The 15900-nt window shown below is 68.1% G+C and carries 14 protein-coding genes and 1 other RNA gene; 5 read left to right on the forward strand and 10 right to left on the reverse strand.

Annotation, left to right across the window (positions count from 1 at the left end; all coding sequences use genetic code 11):
* Window positions 1-236: 236 nt before the first annotated feature.
* The 5 genes from ACCQ05_RS16800 to sufT form a co-directional block, all read right to left on the reverse strand.
* Window positions 237-1643: a S8 family peptidase gene (locus tag ACCQ05_RS16800; protein WP_372360459.1), complete on the reverse strand. Its 1407-nt coding sequence runs from the start codon at window positions 1641-1643 to the stop codon at window positions 237-239.
* Between the two features lie 269 nt (window positions 1644-1912).
* Window positions 1913-1987: non-coding RNA, sX9 sRNA (locus ACCQ05_RS16805), on the reverse strand.
* A 61-nt stretch (window positions 1988-2048) separates the two neighbouring features.
* Window positions 2049-3797, reverse strand: coding sequence for a S8 family peptidase (locus ACCQ05_RS16810; protein WP_372391616.1), 1749 nt, complete (start codon window positions 3795-3797; stop codon window positions 2049-2051).
* Window positions 3798-4110: 313 nt separating this feature from the next.
* Window positions 4111-5196 carry a branched-chain amino acid aminotransferase gene (locus tag ACCQ05_RS16815; RefSeq protein WP_064508623.1) on the reverse strand — a complete coding sequence of 362 codons (1086 nt, stop codon included), beginning with the start codon at window positions 5194-5196 and terminating at the stop codon, window positions 4111-4113.
* 65 nt (window positions 5197-5261) lie between these two features.
* Window positions 5262-5816, reverse strand: coding sequence for a putative Fe-S cluster assembly protein SufT (sufT, locus tag ACCQ05_RS16820; RefSeq protein WP_228962207.1), 555 nt, complete (start codon window positions 5814-5816; stop codon window positions 5262-5264).
* A gap of 173 nt (window positions 5817-5989) precedes the next feature.
* Between sufT and ACCQ05_RS16825 the strand changes: the two genes are divergently transcribed.
* Complete coding sequence (locus tag ACCQ05_RS16825; RefSeq protein ID WP_372391618.1) at window positions 5990-6409, forward strand: hypothetical protein; 420 nt, start codon at window positions 5990-5992, stop codon at window positions 6407-6409.
* A gap of 585 nt (window positions 6410-6994) precedes the next feature.
* Here the strand turns inward: ACCQ05_RS16825 and ACCQ05_RS16830 are convergent.
* Entirely contained in the window at window positions 6995-8452 is a 1458-nt protein-coding gene (locus ACCQ05_RS16830) for an NAD(P)(+) transhydrogenase (Re/Si-specific) subunit beta (protein ID WP_372391620.1), read from the reverse strand.
* On the reverse strand, window positions 8449-8754 hold the full coding sequence (locus ACCQ05_RS16835; RefSeq protein WP_104539868.1) for an NAD(P) transhydrogenase subunit alpha part 2: 306 nt from the start codon (window positions 8752-8754) through the stop codon (window positions 8449-8451). The genes ACCQ05_RS16830 and ACCQ05_RS16835 overlap by 4 nt, the downstream gene beginning before the upstream one ends.
* Window positions 8755-8867: 113 nt before the next feature.
* Between ACCQ05_RS16835 and ACCQ05_RS16840 the strand changes: the two genes are divergently transcribed.
* The 3 genes from ACCQ05_RS16840 to ACCQ05_RS16850 are packed head-to-tail and all read left to right on the forward strand — an operon-like array spanning window position 8868 to window position 10260.
* Window positions 8868-9428, forward strand: coding sequence for an RNA polymerase sigma factor (locus ACCQ05_RS16840; protein WP_228962210.1), 561 nt, complete (start codon window positions 8868-8870; stop codon window positions 9426-9428).
* Window positions 9425-9772 carry a hypothetical protein gene (locus ACCQ05_RS16845; RefSeq protein WP_372391622.1) on the forward strand — a complete coding sequence of 116 codons (348 nt, stop codon included), beginning with the start codon at window positions 9425-9427 and terminating at the stop codon, window positions 9770-9772. Before ACCQ05_RS16840 ends, ACCQ05_RS16845 begins: the two co-directional genes overlap by 4 nt.
* A 5-nt stretch (window positions 9773-9777) precedes the next feature.
* Window positions 9778-10260: a DUF3106 domain-containing protein gene (locus tag ACCQ05_RS16850; protein WP_372391624.1), complete on the forward strand. Its 483-nt coding sequence runs from the start codon at window positions 9778-9780 to the stop codon at window positions 10258-10260.
* A gap of 175 nt (window positions 10261-10435) precedes the next feature.
* Here ACCQ05_RS16850 and ACCQ05_RS16855 read toward each other — a convergent pair whose 3' ends face one another.
* A complete protein-coding gene (locus ACCQ05_RS16855; RefSeq protein ID WP_372391626.1) occupies window positions 10436-11527 on the reverse strand; it encodes an NAD(P) transhydrogenase subunit alpha in 1092 nt (363 codons plus the stop codon).
* 155 nt (window positions 11528-11682) lie between these two features.
* Window positions 11683-12282 carry a TetR/AcrR family transcriptional regulator gene (locus tag ACCQ05_RS16860; RefSeq protein WP_372391629.1) on the reverse strand — a complete coding sequence of 200 codons (600 nt, stop codon included), beginning with the start codon at window positions 12280-12282 and terminating at the stop codon, window positions 11683-11685.
* A 122-nt stretch (window positions 12283-12404) separates the two neighbouring features.
* On the opposite strand from ACCQ05_RS16860, the gene ACCQ05_RS16865 reads away from it, so the two are divergent.
* On the forward strand, window positions 12405-13268 hold the full coding sequence (locus ACCQ05_RS16865) for an alpha/beta fold hydrolase (RefSeq protein ID WP_372391631.1): 864 nt from the start codon (window positions 12405-12407) through the stop codon (window positions 13266-13268).
* A gap of 185 nt (window positions 13269-13453) precedes the next feature.
* On the opposite strand, the gene pacR is transcribed toward ACCQ05_RS16865, so the two are convergent.
* The gene (pacR, locus tag ACCQ05_RS16870) at window positions 13454-15811 is read right to left on the reverse strand and encodes a PacR family protein (protein WP_372391633.1); all 2358 of its coding nucleotides are present in this window, start codon (window positions 15809-15811) and stop codon (window positions 13454-13456) included.
* Window positions 15812-15900: the final 89 nt, after the last annotated feature.

Raw genomic sequence — 15900 nt, forward strand, 5'->3', positions numbered from 1 at the left:
TGCGGTGGCTATCGGCGTGCCGCACCCGGCGCTGAAGCGTCCTGAAGCAAGGCATCGGCGTGTTGTTCAGCCATCGCTGCGGCAGGCGGCCTGCCGCCCAGCAACGACCGGCGCCCCAAACGCACACTGCCCCGCCGAAGCGGGGCAGTGCGGAATTCAAAACACCGACAGACCGGTCGGGACCGGCCCGACGGCGATGCCGGCGGTCATGCCGGCATCGCCGCGCGAGGGTGGGGTCACGGGGTCTGGCTGACCGCTCCCGCCGCATTGACGATGCCGGCGCCGCAGCCGCCCGAGCAGGCGCCCGGCAGCGGACGGGCTGTGTTCTTCAGCAGGGTTTCCACTGCCGCCGGGGTCAGCGGACGGCTCGCCGCCGACTGCACCAGCGCCACCACGCCAGCGACATGCGGCGCCGCCATCGAGGTGCCGTTGTAGCTGGCGTAGCTGGCCGAGCCCGGGGTGGTGGTGCCGCTGTTGAGCGTGGACAGGATCGCCGAACCCGGGCCGGAGATGTCGATGGTGCTGCCGAAGTTGGAGAAGCTCGAACGCGCGCCGGCCGAGGTGATCGACGCCACCGAGATCACGTTGGCGCAGCTGGCCGGGGTGAAGTTGGCCACGTTGGCATTGCTGTTGCCGGCCGCCACCACCACGGTGGTCCCGCGCGACACCGCGCCGTTGATGGCATTTTGATAGGTGCTCGAACAGGCGCCGTTGCCGCCCAGCGACATATTGATCACCTCGGCCGGGTTGGCATTGGCCGGCACGCCGGACACGCTGCCGCCGGAGGCCCAGACGATGGCATCGGCGATATCCGACGTGGTGCCACCGCACAGACCCAGCACGCGGATCGGCACGATGCGCGCGTTGAACGCGGTGCCGGCCACGCCGCTGTTGTTGTTGGTCACCGCGGCGATGGTGCCGGCCACGTGGGTGCCGTGCCAGCTGGAATTGGCCGCCGGCGCACCGGGGCATTGATTGGCCGCACGCCAGTCGCCCTGGTCGGCCGGGTTGCTGTCACGGCCGTTGTTGTCGCGCGCACGCGCGGCATCGCTGATGAAATCGTAGCCGGGCAGCACGTTGGCGTTGAGGTCCGGATGGCTGGTGATGCCGGTGTCGATCACCGCCACCACCACGCCGGTGCCGGTGGCGGTGTCCCAGGCCGGACGCACGTTGATGCTGGAGGCGCTGGTGCCGAAGCCCCACTGCTCGGACAGACGGGTGTCGTTCGGGGTCAGCACCGGGTACATGATCTGATCGACTTCGACATAGTCCACGCTCGGATCGGCGGCGATGCGACGCATCAGCGTCTCGGCTTCGGCGCGGTCCAGGCCACGGGTGGCCTTGAGCACTTCCGAACCCAGCGCGGTGCGGCGCACATGGTTCAGGCCCAGCGCGCGGCCGGCACGTGCCGGCACGGCAGTGGCGACCGAGTTGAGCGAGGCGCGCATCGAGGTGGGGCTCACCGCCGGGCTGCTTCCGTCCTTGTACTTGACGATGAAGCGATCCAGCGTCGGCTGCGAATCCAGGCCGGACAGGTTGACCTGACCGGCGAACGCCGGCACGGCCAGCAGGGAGGTCAGCGCGGAAACACCCAGCACCACCAGTGCGCGTGCAGGTGCACGACGTTGCGACACATTGGACATCGATCGTTCCTCAGATTTTTTAGGAAGTACCGCGGTTGCGGCGAGATGGCCGGCCGTTACCGCAGACCGCGGGTCGGGCCGGAATGGACGGGCGCTGGCGCCCGTCGAAACGACTGACCGGTGTCCATCCCGGCCGAGCGGCAATGCGCCGCCTGCGCCGGCCGCAAGGGCAGACGTGGGCGAGACATCGCAGATGGGTGGCGCGGCGCCTGCGCTGCCTGGCGCATGCCCAGACAGCGCAGACCGCGCCGAGCGGCCGGCCTTGGAGCGGCTACCAAAACGTCGCGAGCGGTCGTCAGTGGGTGCGGACGGCGCGGAGGAAGCGGCGTGTACGAGTGGTACATGCCGATTCCGAATACCGGCCGCGCCCGCCTGACGGACGCGCAGTAGTGTTGTTAGCTGCTCTTAGTAGCTGGCTCGCAGGGTGACGCCGGAGAACGTGCTGAACGCCTTGACCCGCACGTAATACGTGCCCGACGGCGCACTGATGCTGCAGGTTTCGGTGTTGCCGGTGCGGTACGGGCGACAGGTGTAGGTGGCGTCGGTCGGCGCACTGCCGGCACGCACGTACAGGTCTGCATCGCCGGTGCCGCCGCTGATCGCTACGGTCAGCGTGCCGCTGCCGGCTGGCACGGCGATGGTGTAGTTGAGTTCCGCGCCGGTTGCAGCGCCCAGGCCGGTCACCGGGGTACCGTTGGTCAGGGTGTTGCCGCTGCCGCCACCTCCGCCGCCATTGCTGCCGTTGATTGCGGCGGTCACCGCGGCATCGGCGTTGACGATGCCGGCGCCGCAGCCACCGGAACAGGCACCCGGCAGCGCGCGGGCGGTGTTCTTCAACAAGGTTTCCACCGCCGCAGGCGTCAGCGGCGAGGGGGCCGCGGCTTGCACCAGGGCCACGACACCGGCCACGTGCGGCGATGCCATCGAGGTGCCGTTGTAGGACGCGTAGCTGGCGCTTGCCGGCGTGGTGGTGCCGGTGTTGAGTGTGGACAGGATGGCCGAGCCCGGCGCGGAGACGTCGATGCCGGCACCGAAGTTGGAATAGCTGGCCTTGGCGCCGGACGAGGTGGTCGCCGCCACCGCGATCACGTTGTTGCAGTTGGCCGGCAACGAACTGGATACGTTGGCCGACTCGTTACCCGCCGCCACCACGACCGTGGTACCGCGCGAGACCGCACCATTGATCGCGTTCTGCATGGTGGCCGAACAGGCGCCACCGCCGCCGAGCGACAGGTTGATGACGTCGGCCGCATCGGTGGACGACAGGCTCGGCACGCCCGAGACGGTGCCGCCCGAGGCCCAGATGATGGCGTCGGAGATATCCGACAGCGAACCGCCGCACTTGCCCAGGACGCGCACCGGGATCACACGGGCGTTGTAGGCCGTGCCGGCCACGCCGGAGCTGTTGTTGGTCACCGCCGCCACGGTGCCGGCGACGTGGGTGCCGTGCCAGCTGGAAGTTGCCGCCGGAATGCCCACGCCGCACTCGTTGGCGGCGTACCAGTCGCCCTGGTCGGCCGGGTTGCTATCGCGCCCGTTGCCGTCGCGCGCGGTCGCCGCGTCGCTGATGAAATCGTAGCCCGCCACGACATTGGCGTTGAGGTCGGCATGGCTGACGATGCCGGTATCGATGACCGCCACGCGCACGCCGGCACCGGTGGACTTGTCCCACGCAGAGCGGATGTTGAGGCCGGCGTTGGTGGTGCCGAACGCCCACTGCTCGGACAGGCGGGTGTCGTTGGGGGTCAGCGTGGCATGCAGGATCTGGTCGACTTCCACACTCTGCACATTGGGATCGGCGGCCAGCTGGCGCATCAGGGTTTCGGCTTCGGCGCGGTCCAGCGCCCGATCGGTCTTGACCAGTTCCGGCCCCAGCGCCAGCCGACGGACCGGGCTCAGGCCCAGCGCCTTGCCAGCCTTGGCCGGTACCGCGCGGGCAGCGGCGCGCAGCGAAGTGGTCAACGCATTCGGGCTGGCCAGCGCGGTGCTGCCATCCTTGTAGGTGACGATGAATTTCTGGTGGGTCTGGGCGGTGGCCAGACCGTCCAGATAGACCTCACCCGCGAAGGCGGGCGTTGCCAGCAACAGGGAGGTCAGCGCAGCGGCGCTGAAGATGGTGAGCGTGCGAGGACGCTTGCGAGACGCGTTCGACATCGAATTCCCTTCCAGATCAAAGAGAACCGCCTGGGCGGTGTATGCCGACGCCGCCTTCCGTAGGCCAGCGCCGGTTCCCCGGATCGAGCCCCTGTTATCGATCCGTTCAGCGAACCTATCTCACTAAAACCGAAGTGGACAATACGAGATCGACACTTTTGAAACTTAAATATCATTTTTGTGACACAGCGCACCCCTGTTCAGCCCGCTTGACACAGTTTTTGACCTGTTCAAGACGCTTTTTGCTGCACAGCAGGCCAAAAAAAACCCCCGTGCTGCCACACGGGGGCCATTTTTGACGATGTATGTCGGCTTACGACAAACGCACCAGCCAACCGTGACGGTCCGGCACACGACCGTACTGGATATCGGTGAGCTCCTGCCGCAGCGACATGGTCACCTCACCCGCCGGCGCTGCCGGGTCGCCCACCGCGAATCCGTCGCCCTTGAGCTCGCCGATCGGGGTGACCACGGCGGCAGTGCCGCAGGCGAACACCTCGGCGATCTCGCCGGAGGCCACGCCCTGCTTCCACTCGTCGATGGCGACCTTGCGCTCGACCACGCGCATGCCACGGTCGCGGGCCAGCTGCAGGATGCTGTCGCGGGTGATGCCTTCCAGGATGCTGCCGGACAATTCCGGCGTCACCAGCGTGCCGTCCTTGTAGACCAGGAACACGTTCATGCCACCCAGCTCTTCGATGTATTTGCCTTCCACCGGGTCCAGGAACAGCACCTGCGAGCAGCCCTGGGCCTGGGCCTTCTGCTGCGGCAGCAGGGAAGCGGCGTAGTTGCCGCCGCACTTGGCCGCGCCGGTGCCGCCCTTGGCCGCACGCGCGTACTCGGTGGACAACCAGATCGACACCGGCGCCACGCCCTTGGCGAAGTACGGGCCGGCAGGACTGGCGATCACGTAGTACGAGGCCTTGTGCGCGGCGCGCACGCCCAGGAAGGCCTCGTCGGCAATCATGAAGGGACGGAAATACAGGCTGGTCTCCGGCGCCGATGGCACCCAGCCGCCATCCACGGCCACCAGCTGGCGCAGCGATTCGACGAACAGGTCCACCGGCAGTTCCGGCAGCGCCAGACGGCGCGCCGAGCGCTGCAGGCGCTCGCCATTGGCCTGCGGGCGGAAGGTCCAGATCGACCCATCGGCGTGCCGGTAGGCCTTGATGCCTTCGAAAATCTCCTGGCCGTAATGCAGCACCGAAGCGGCCGGATCCAGCTGCAGCGGCCCGTAGGCACGCACCTGCGCGTCGTGCCAGCCCTGCTCGTTGCTCCAGGAAATGGCGACCATGTGGTCGGTGAAGTGCAGCCCGAAGCCGGGCGCGGCCAGGATCACGGACAGTTCGTCGGCACTGCGTGGCGACGGGGAACGGGTGGAAGCGAAGGACACGGACACCGGAAGATTCCTGTATGGCGGGCGGTAAGGACGCGGCGCCAGCCCGTGGACATGGCGCCTGGCGATCAGAGCATGCCGGTCTCGAGACGGGCCGCTTCGGACATCATATGACGGCCCCACGGCGGGTCGAACACCAGCTCGACATCGGCCTCGGCAATGGTCGGGATCATTTCCAGCTTGCTGCGCACGTCGTCGACGAGGATTTCGCCCATGCCGCAACCAGGCGCGGTGAGCGTCATCTTGACGTCCACCCGGCGCTGATTGTCTTGCTCGCGATGACTGACCACCGCCTCGTAGACCAGGCCCAGATCGACGATGTTGAACGGGATCTCCGGGTCGAAGCAGGTGCGCAGCTGCTGCCACACCAGGGCCTCGACCTCTTCGTCGCTGGCGTTGTCGGGCAGTTCCAGACCCGGCGGAGCCTCCTTGCCGATCGCGTCGCCGTCCTTGCCGGCAATGCGGAACAGATTGCCTTCGACAAACACGGTATAGCTGCCACCCAATGCCTGGGTGATATAGCCGTAACTGCCTGCGGGCAGGGTCACCGAATCGCCCTGCGGCACCATGACGGCATCGCAATCGCGTTCGAACTGGACGGGTTCGCTGCTACGGGAATACATGGGCTGGATATGGGGCCGCGCCGGACGCGCGCAAGTCGGCCATTCTAGCCGACCGCGGGCCCCGCTTCGGGCCGTCACTGGATGCGCAGGGCGACGCTGCATTCCATCCAGGCACCGCGGGCCTGGCAAAGCGCGGCATGCGCTCTATCATGTGCGCATTGTCAGGAGTTCCAATGCCGCCCACCACTGCGCCCGCCAGAACCGCCCACTGGCTCTGGCCCCCGCTCCTGCTGCTGGGATGCGTCACCGCCCTCATCGCCTGGCTGCTCATCGCCCTGGCACTTGGCAACCAGGCCGGCTGGATGGCGGTGCTGGTCGCCGTGGAAGTGGTCTGGATGCTGCGCCTGGGCACCTTGCAGGGTGGCCCATTGCGCATCGGCGTGGCAGTCGTGGCCACCGCGGCGGTCATCATTGCCACCAACTGGGGCATCGCTTCGGCGCACGTTGGTGGATCGCTGGGCCTGGACCCATGGACCTCGGCGCAGAAGATGGGCCCCGGGCTGGCCTGGACCCTGCTGCAACTGGCCAACAACGGTTTCGACCTGCTGTGCTATGCCACCGCGCTGGTGCTGGCGTGCTGGGCTGCGCGCTGAGTCGGTTGCGTCCCTTGCGGTAGCCAATGCAGGAGGAGGCTGACGCCGATGCGTCACCCGTGCCGTTTCGCGTGAGGCGGCTCCTCGATCGCCGTCGCTCTGGTTTGAGACAATCTAGCGATACCTGGAAAGCACTGCGTGTTTGCTGCGCGGTCCTTGCCCGCCCCCCATCGCGGGACACGCCGCAAGTACGTCCCTGTAGGCTCTTACGCGGCATCCATGCCGCGTAAGGTCCCGCGACGGGCGGCGGACAAGGACCTGTCAAGTTGATCGGTACGTCAGACTTTCAACAAGCAGCCAGCCGTCCGGCGACGCTGTAGCTTCGCTTTTCAACAAACCATCTGCCAACTCTCTGGCGCGGTGCCCTCGCCGCTTGCGGGACCGTGTGGCGGCATGGATGCCGCCACCGAGCCTACAGGGACGTACTTGCGGCGTGTCCCGCGAGCGGTGAGGACACCGCGCACTCGACGCACGAGACGTGTGATCCGAGAAGCATATGAGCGAACCTGGCAAAGCCACGGCGCACCACTGACCGACATGGCTTTTCACCTGCACATTCGAGCGCGACTGCACTACACCAAGCGCTCAATGCCCGCCGCCATCCAGCGCCTTCAATTCGCTGACCAGCGCACCGGCCGCCTCGGCCCCGTCGCCGTAGAGCATGCGGGTGTTGTCGGCGTAGAACAGCGCGTTTTCGATCCCGGCAAACCCCGTGCCCTTGCCCCGCTTGATCACCACCGTATTGCGCGAATTGACCACGTCCAGGATCGGCATGCCGTAGATCGGGCTGGCCGGATCGGTTCTGGCGACCGGATTGACCACGTCGTTGGCGCCGATCACCAATGACACATCGGTGCTCGCGAACTCGGGATTGATATCGTCCATGTCGGAGATCAGGTCGTAGGGCACGCCGGCTTCGGCCAGCAGCACGTTCATGTGCCCGGGCATGCGCCCGGCCACCGGATGGATCGCGAACTTGACCTTGACCCCGCGCGCGATCAGCCGCTGCGCCAGCTCCCAGATCTTGTGCTGCGCCTGCGCCACCGCCATGCCGTAGCCGGGCACGATCACCACCCGCTCGGCGAAGGCCATCATCGCCGCTACGTCGCCGGCTTCGATCGGCTTCTGCGTGCCGGCGATCTCCTGCGCCTGCCCGCCACCGCCGAAGTTGGAGAACAGCACGCCGCTGATCGGCCGGTTCATCGCCTTGGCCATCAACCGGGTCAGCAGGATGCCGGCCGCGCCCACCATCATGCCGGCGATGATCAACGCCTCGTTGCCCAGCACATAGCCCTCGAACGCCACTGCCAGCCCGGTGAAGGCGTTGTAGAGCGAGATCACCACCGGCATGTCGGCGCCGCCGATCGGCAGCGTCATCAGCACGCCCAGCGCCAGCGCCACCACGAAGAAGGCGATGATCGCTGTCGGCTGCAGGCTGCTCGCCGCCCACGCACCGAGCACCACCATGGCCAGCGCCACCACCAGATTGAAGGCTTGCTGGCCGGGGAAGGTCACCCGCCGGTCGAGCCGGCCGTCGAGCTTGGCCCAGGCGATGATCGAGCCGGACAAGGACACCGCGCCGATCGCCGAGCCGATCACCGCCAGCACCACGGTGGTGGTGTCCGGCCGCCGCGCGGCCAGTTCGGCGATCGCCTGCGCGCTCCAGTGCGCGGTGTCGCGGTTGACGAAGAACGAAAACCGCAGCAGTTCCACCGCGCCGATCGCCGCTGCCGAGCCACCGCCCATGCCGTTGTACAGCGCCACCATCTGCGGCATGTCGGTGATGGCCACCTTCCTGGCCGACCACCACGCCACCCCGGTGCCGATCGCCAGCGCCGCCAGGATCAGCGGCACGTTGTGCAGCTCGGGCAGGAAGAACGTCGCCACAGTGGCGATCAGCATGCCCAGCCCGGCCCAGCGGATGCCGCTGCGCGCGGTCAGTGGCGAGGCCATCCGTTGCAGGCCCAGCAGGAACAGGGTGGCGGCCACCAGGTAGCTGGATTTCACCAGCCATGCCAACAGCTCGGGCGTGAAGATGTTCACGGCGCCTCTCCGCCCGGCGGCTTGCGGCTGGACTTGAACATTTCCAGCATGCGCTCGGTCACCACGTAGCCGCCTGCGGCATTGCCGGCGCCCAGCGCCACCGCCACGAAGCCCAAGGCCTTTTCCAGCGTGGTGTCGGCATGCCCGAGCACCACCATCGCCCCGATCAGCACGATGCCGTGGATGAAGTTGGACCCGGACATCAGCGGCGTATGCAGGATCACCGGCACCCGCGAGATGATCACATGGCCGGCGATGGCCGCCAGCATGAAGATATACAGCGCTACGAAACCGTCGCTCATCGTCGATCGCTCCAGTGGCCGGTGCGGCCCGCCGATCATACCCATCCGGCGGGCATGTCAACCGAACCGGCACTCACACGTTGACGTCGTATCGTCCTCGCGGAAGCTACGCTGTGCTGGTGGGAACCCCTTTCGATCCGCAGCCCGCTGCCCCGGCCGCCGCCCCCGTGTCGCTGGATGCCTTCCTGGCCGGCATCGGGCCGCGTGCGTTCCGCTTTGCCGAGGCCGGCCTGCGTCACCGCGAAGACGCGCTGGATGCCGTGCAGGACGCCATGGTCAAGCTGCTCGGCTACCGCGAGCGCCCGGCCGAGGAGTGGACGCCGTTGTTCTGGAGCATCCTGCGCAGCCGCATTATCGATCTGCAGCGCCGGCGCAGTTTTCGCCTGAAATTCTGGGCACCGGCCGAGCGCAGCGACGACGAAGGCCCGATCGACTGGGTCGACCCCGGCGTCGGCCCGGTCGGCGAACAGCAACATCAGCAGGCCTACCAGCGGCTGGTCCACGCGCTGCGCGGCCTGCCGGCACGCCAGCGCGAAGCCTTCACCCTGCGCGTGCTGGAAGACCTGGACGTGGCCACCACCGCCAAGGCGATGGGCTGCTCCGAAGGCTCGGTCAAGACGCACCTGTCGCGCGCCCGCGACGCGTTGCAAAAACAGTTTGAGGATTTCCTGTGAAGCGCTCCCACGATCCGGCCCAGTTCGATGCGCAGCTGCGCCAGCTGCACGCCACCGCCCTCGACAATCTGCCGGCGCAGACGCTGGCGCGCCTGCGCCAGGCCCGCCAGGCGCCCGCCGCGCGCTCGCGCCGCGGCCATTGGCTGCTGGCCACCGCCTGCTCGGCGCTGCTGGCCGTCGGGATCGGACTGCAATTGCGCCCCGGCGATACGTCCGTACCGCAACCGGCGACTCCCCAGGCGATCGCCGGCAGTACGGCAAGCACCGAGACCGACGACCTTCTCACGCAGAACCCGGACCTGTATGTCTGGCTCGGGTCCGACACCGCCCTGGCCATGGAATGAGCACGATGACCCGCACCACCCGCCTGCTGTTGACCCTGTTGCTCTGCGCCGGGCCGCACGCGCCGCTGCTGGCGCAGGACCACCCACCGGGTCCGCCGCCACCGATGGACGGCCCCGGACCGCACGGCCCGGGAGCGCGCAACGAGAGGCCGATGCCCGAGTGGGACCGGCTCACCCCGCAGCAGCGCCAGGTCATGATCGACGCCTTGCGCGAGCGCTGGAACGACGTGCCCGAAGAGCGTCCGCGGATGTACCGCCATGCCCGCCGCTGGCTGGACATGACGCCGGAGCAGCGCAAGCAGGCCAAGGCCGGCATGGACCGCTTCCGCAACATGAGCCCGGAGCAACGCCGCGAAGCCAAGGCCTTGTTCGACCGCATGCGCACGCTCAACCCGCAACAGCGCAACGAGCTGCAGCAACGCTGGCAGAAGATGACCCCGGCCGAGCGCAGCGCCTGGTTGCGCGAGCATCCGCCGACGGACGATTGAACCTGCAGCCGGGCGCATGCCGGGCTGTGACGGTTTTCTTCGGCGGATTGGACCGCTGCATCCGCAGCGGCCAGGGCCGGTGGGTGACGGCAATGCCGCGACTCATGCGGTTGCAGTGCCACGCCTGCGCGCTTGAACACCTCGCGCGTGCTGACGCATAACGCGTGCTGACGCATCACGCGGCAGGCGCTGCCGACCAACGCGTCTTGGCCAGCAGTTCATCGTCCCAGTCGAACGACAGTGCGCCGTCCCTGATCAACAATGCCGCGAAGGCATACACGTTGCGCGCGAACATCTCGCTGGCGTGCACGGCCCCCTGGCTGGCCAGATTGAGTGGGCCGGCGATGGCCACGCCGTCCAGGTCGTAGGTCTCGCCCGGGCGTGTGGCCGCGCAGTTGCCGCCGGTTTCCGCGGCCAGATCCACGATCACGCTGCCCGGCCGCATGCCACGCACCATCTCGTTGGTCACGATCTTCGGCGCGGGCCGCCCGGGCACCGCTGCCGTGCACACCACCACGTCCACGCCCTTGAGGTGCTCGGCCAGGCGGCGCTGCTGTTCGGCGCGTTCGTCGTCGGTGAGCTGACGCGCATAGCCGCCTTCGCCGGCGGCGCTGACGCCAAGATCCAGAAAGCGTGCGCCCAACGAAGCGATCTGTTCGCGCGTTTCCGGCCGCACATCGAAACCTTCCACCTGCGCGCCCAGTCGTTTGGCGGTGGCGATCGCCTGCAGGCCCGCCACGCCGGCGCCGATCACCAGCACCTTGCACGGACGCATGGTGCCGGCTGCGGTGGTCAGCATCGGGAAGAAGCGCGGCGCCAGTTGCGCGGCGATCAGCACCGCCTTGTAGCCGGCCATGCCGGCCTGCGAACTCAGCACGTCCATCGATTGCGCGCGGGTGGTGCGCGGCAACCGCTCCAACGGAAACGCCACCAGCGCGCGCGCTGAAAACGCCTGCGCGCGTGCCGGGTCGGCCTCGGGCGCCAGCATGCCGATCACCACCGCCTTCGACTTGCATTGCAGCAACAACTCGGCGGGCGGTGCCTGCACGCAGAGCACCACGTCGGCCTGAGCCAGCGTCTGCGCATCGGCAGGCTGCGCGCCGGCGGCCACGTATGCGGCATCGTCCATGCTGCTGGCGCGGCCGGCGTCCGGCTCGATCCACACCTGGGCACCAAGCGCCACCAGCTTCTTGACCGTTTCCGGCGTCGCAGCCACCCGGCGTTCGCCCGCCGCCCGTTCTTTCAGCACCAGCACCTGCACAGCCATGCGTTGCTCCGGTCTCGCGCTCCAGTCGCGGCGATGCTAGCAGAGCGCGCCGCCCGCGCTGGCGATGCAGGCCGCAGCCAGCAACCGGCGGCCCGAGGCATGGACACCTGCGCTTTGCGGCCTCGGCATCGGCAGCCGCGACGCCTGTCGCCGCGCTAGGGCTCCAGCAAGCCCTTCAACAAGGGGGCCATCACGCTCTCCGGCGCGAAGGCGCGCAAGCGTTCGTGCCTGCCGTCGATCACCAGCGAGGCATAGCCATGCACCGCGCTCCAGCTCAGCAGGGTGCGCTGTTCCAGTAGCGCCGCATCCGGTTCGCTGCCATGCCGGGCGATCCACTGGGCGCGCAGCGTATCGCGCAGATAGGCCATCGCCGCCTCGCTGACCTGCACCAGCCGTGGCAGGCCGCTGGCACGCACGTCCAGCCCCAGCATCAGGCGGAATTGCTGCGGAAACTCGACGGCAAAGCGGATGTAGCCCAGCCCGCAGCCCAGCAACGGATCGTCCAGTTCCTGCTGGGTGGCGCGGATGCGCTCGAGCATGCGTTCGTAGCCATCGGCGGCCAGCTCCGCCAGCAACCCATCCAGCGAGCCGAAGTGGTGCGCGGGCGCGGCGTGCGACACGCCGGCCCGGCGCGCGCATTCGCGCAGGGTGAGTCCACGCAGCCCGGATTCGCCCAGCAACGCCCAGCCGGCACGCCGCAGCGCGGCCGGCAGGTCGCCGTGGTGATAGGCAGCAGGGGGCGCTGATCGCGGCATGGCGGTTCGCTTCTCGGGACCTCAGTGCAGCAGAGAATCTTGACGATGACAAGATCCAGGCGCCAGACTGAACGCACATCTTGTCATCGACAAGATGGCGATCGCCTCCACAAGGAATGCCCATGAGCTCGTCCTTCGCCAAGCTGCGCGCGCGTCTGCTGCGCGGCCTGCTGGCCAGCGCCAGCCGGGTAGCGCCCGGCCCGACCGGCCGCTACCTGGCGCGCCGCTTCGTCACTCCGGCACCTTCGGGCCGTCGGCAGGCCGCCGACATCGCCGCCACCCTGGACGATGTGCAGCGCCAGACACTGCGCATCGACGGCTTCGACATCGCCGTCTACCAGTGGGGCGATCCCGCCCGGCAGCCGTACGTCCTGCTGTCGCATGGCTGGGCCAGCTACGGGCTGCGCTTCGCCGCCTGGGTACCGCAACTGCGCGCGCTCGGCTATGCAGTGCTGGCCTTCGACCAGGCCGCGCACGGCCTGAGCAGCGGGCAGATCAGCAATCTGCCGCACTTCGTGAAAATCCTCGCCCAGATCGGCAGTCGCTTCGGGCGCCCCGCCGTCTTCATCGGCCACTCATTGGGCACCGCGGCGGTGGTCTTTGCCGATGATCCGGCGTGGCGGCCGCAGCGCTATGTGCTGATCGCCCCGCTGGTGGAGCCGGCCGGCAGCGCGAGGCGCCAGTTCCAGGCCGCCGGCATCGCGCCGGCGACGTTCGTGCCGTTCGAAAACTGGTTGATCCAGCTGACCGGCACCTGTTTTGCCGACTTCGATGCCAGCCCGCACCTGCCGCAGTTCGACCGCCCGGCGCTGGTCATCCACGACCGCCGCGATCGCGAGACGCCGTGGGAAGAAGGCGCCCGCTTCGCCGCGCTGTGGCCGGGCGCGCAGTTGTTCACGACCCAGGGGCTGGGGCATAACCGCATGCTCGATCATGCGTCGGTGATCGCGCGCGCCCTGGAATTCATCGGGCCGGCACCGGCTTGAGCTCCTGAGACCTTGACATTGCCGCAGATAGCGCGGCGATGCGCCCGTTGCATGCAGGACTGCGCACGCCGGCGCGATGCGACCTGCGCCGCTGCGGATGCGGATGCGGATGCGTTGAAGATGGCAGGTGCAGCGCACGTGTGCGTATCGACCCTCGCGCCGGCGCGGGCGCGCAACGGCGGCGCTCAGTGCACCGTGCTGTTGTTGTGCAACGGGTCCAACCTGTCGATCACGCCCTGCATCGCGCTGTCGAAGGCACCGTCGTTGATGTGCTCGCGCAAGCGGCCAAGGCGCACCATCACCGCCAGTTCTTCCGGCGAGGCGACGCAGAAACGCACGCCGCGCCGATTGACGAACAACAACCGCTGCGAGATCGGGCTCACCCATGACAGCTTGCCCGCCTGCACCTTGCCGTCCTTGTCGACAAAATCCAGCCAGGTGCCGATGTCCATGGCGCGGAAGCGCTCGGCATCGGCACTGTCGATACTCTGCGCCACCGCTTCGGCGCCCAGTACCACGCTGACGCTCTCGGCGGCCGGCGGCGGCAGGTTGACCTGCGGCAATTCCGGCAACGCCTTCTCCAGTTCCGGACGCGCCTCGGCAATGGCCTGCAGGGTGTCGTGCAGCGCGGTGATCGCCACCACCACCGCATCGCCATGCAAACCCACGCTGGCGAAGACGCGGTGCAGGGCCGGCTGCCAGACCTGCAGCCAGGGCTTGCCGATGATGTGGCGGCGCGCTTCGGCCAGTTCTTCCAGCACGCCGTCGGCCAGCGCCAGCGCCTCCGCCGTGCCGGGGCCTTCATCGCCGTCGCGCAGGATCGCCATGGTCAGGTGATGCAGCCACGGCTGGCGCAGGAAATCCTCCACCGCCTTGGGCAGGCCCGCCGCCTCCGGTACCCGTTGCTCCAATTCCGACAGCGCGCGGGTGCGCGCCAGTTCGAGTTTTTCCTGGCCGCGCTGGGTTTCGGTGGCGCGGCGCTCGGCGATTTCCACCCGGCGCCGGTGCTGGGTCAGGAAATCGCGGAATTCCTCTTCCAGGGTCAGGAAGATCGCCAGGTTCTCGTTGAATTCGGCCACCAGCCGGTCGACGATTTCCTCGACCTTGCCCATCAGCACGCGTTCGGCGGCACTGTCGCCGTTATTGCCTTCGCAGGCCTCGGCCAGCGAATTGAGCAGGCGCCGCGCCGGGTGCGTCTTCTGCACGAACATCTTGCGGTCCAGCAACGCCACCTTGACGAACGGCACCACCAGCCGGCCGATCATCTCGCGCGAGCGGCTTTCCAGGTCGCGTTCGTCCAGCATCACGTCGAACAGCATGCCGACCAGGTCGATGGCGTCTTCGTCCATCGGGTCGAGTTTTGCGGTGGCCGGGTCCACGCCCAGCCGCGTGGCGCTGTTGAGCACCTCGTTCTTCAGCCGCTGCGCAAGCGATTCGTTATCGTCGCCGATCGCTGCCTGCAGGGTCGCGCTGGGCGTGGCCTGCAGCAGCGACAACACCGACATCATTTCGCGCTGGCTCAGCGGGCGTTGCTGGCCCACCGCCACCGAGGCGGCCGAGGCGGCGCTGTCGCGCACGCTGCGGGTCTGCTGCAACAGCTCATGCAAGGCATCCAGCAGCACACCCTGGCTGCCACCGGGGTGGTCGGCGTCGCCGTCCATGCCACCGCCGCCGGCCCCTTCGGCGTGGCCGCGTTGTGCAGCCGCCTGCATGCGGCCGCGGCTATGCGCCCAGCGGTCCAGGAAGCGATTGGCCCAGGCTGGCGCGTACTGATCGCCCTGCTCGTCGCCGCCCATCTCGTCGTTGCCGCCCTGCGCCTGGTCCTGCGCGCGCCCTTCGGGCGTCTCGCCCCGCGACTGCATGCGCGGCGGCGGGCGCTTGGGCTGGGAGATTTCCGGCATCACCCCGGCCTTGGCCAGCGTTTCGTCCAGGCGCGCGTACAGCTTGCCAATCGGCTCGGCCAGATCGCGCTCGCACAACTTGATCAGCACCAGGCGCACTTCCGGCGCCAGGTCGCAGGTGGCGAAGGCTTCGTGGATCGCCACGCCCAGATGTTCCGGGCCGAACGGGTTGGTGTCGGCCACCAGCTCCAGGCCGCCGGCAATCCAGCCCAGGCGGCGATCCACGCGCGCCAGTACCTGCTTGAAATCGCGCAGCAGCACGGTGGCCAGGTTGCGCACCGCCAGCCGCGATTCCAGAACATGCTCTGGCACCAGGCTCAACGGCCCGGTGCCCATATCGCCGGCCAGCACCACTTCGGCCGACAACGGCGTGCCAAGCAGCAGCGCCTGCCAGCCGTCTTCCAGCTGCTGGCGGAACTGCGTGGCCACGTCCTCGCGCTTGCGGCGCAACTCGCGCATGCCATCGAGAAACAGCAACTGTGACGCGCCCGCGGATTCGGCGCGATCGAACAGGACATCATCGAAATGTGCCACTGCAGCTGCAAACACCTGTACGAGCGGCGGCACGAATGCGGCGTGCGCCTGTTCGAGCAAGCGTTGGTCACGGCCCGGGTGTCCCGACGGACTGGGCTGAAAAGTCATGCGCAAAGGCTCCCCGCCTCTGCAGGCGTGAAAATATTCAAACGAGGAATAACAGACGCGGCCCCAAATTCCGCCCCCGCATGGTAGGC

Origin of the sequence: Xanthomonas sp. NCPPB 3582 (assembly GCF_041475735.2) — a bacterium.
GTDB lineage: Bacteria > Pseudomonadota > Gammaproteobacteria > Xanthomonadales > Xanthomonadaceae > Xanthomonas > Xanthomonas codiaei.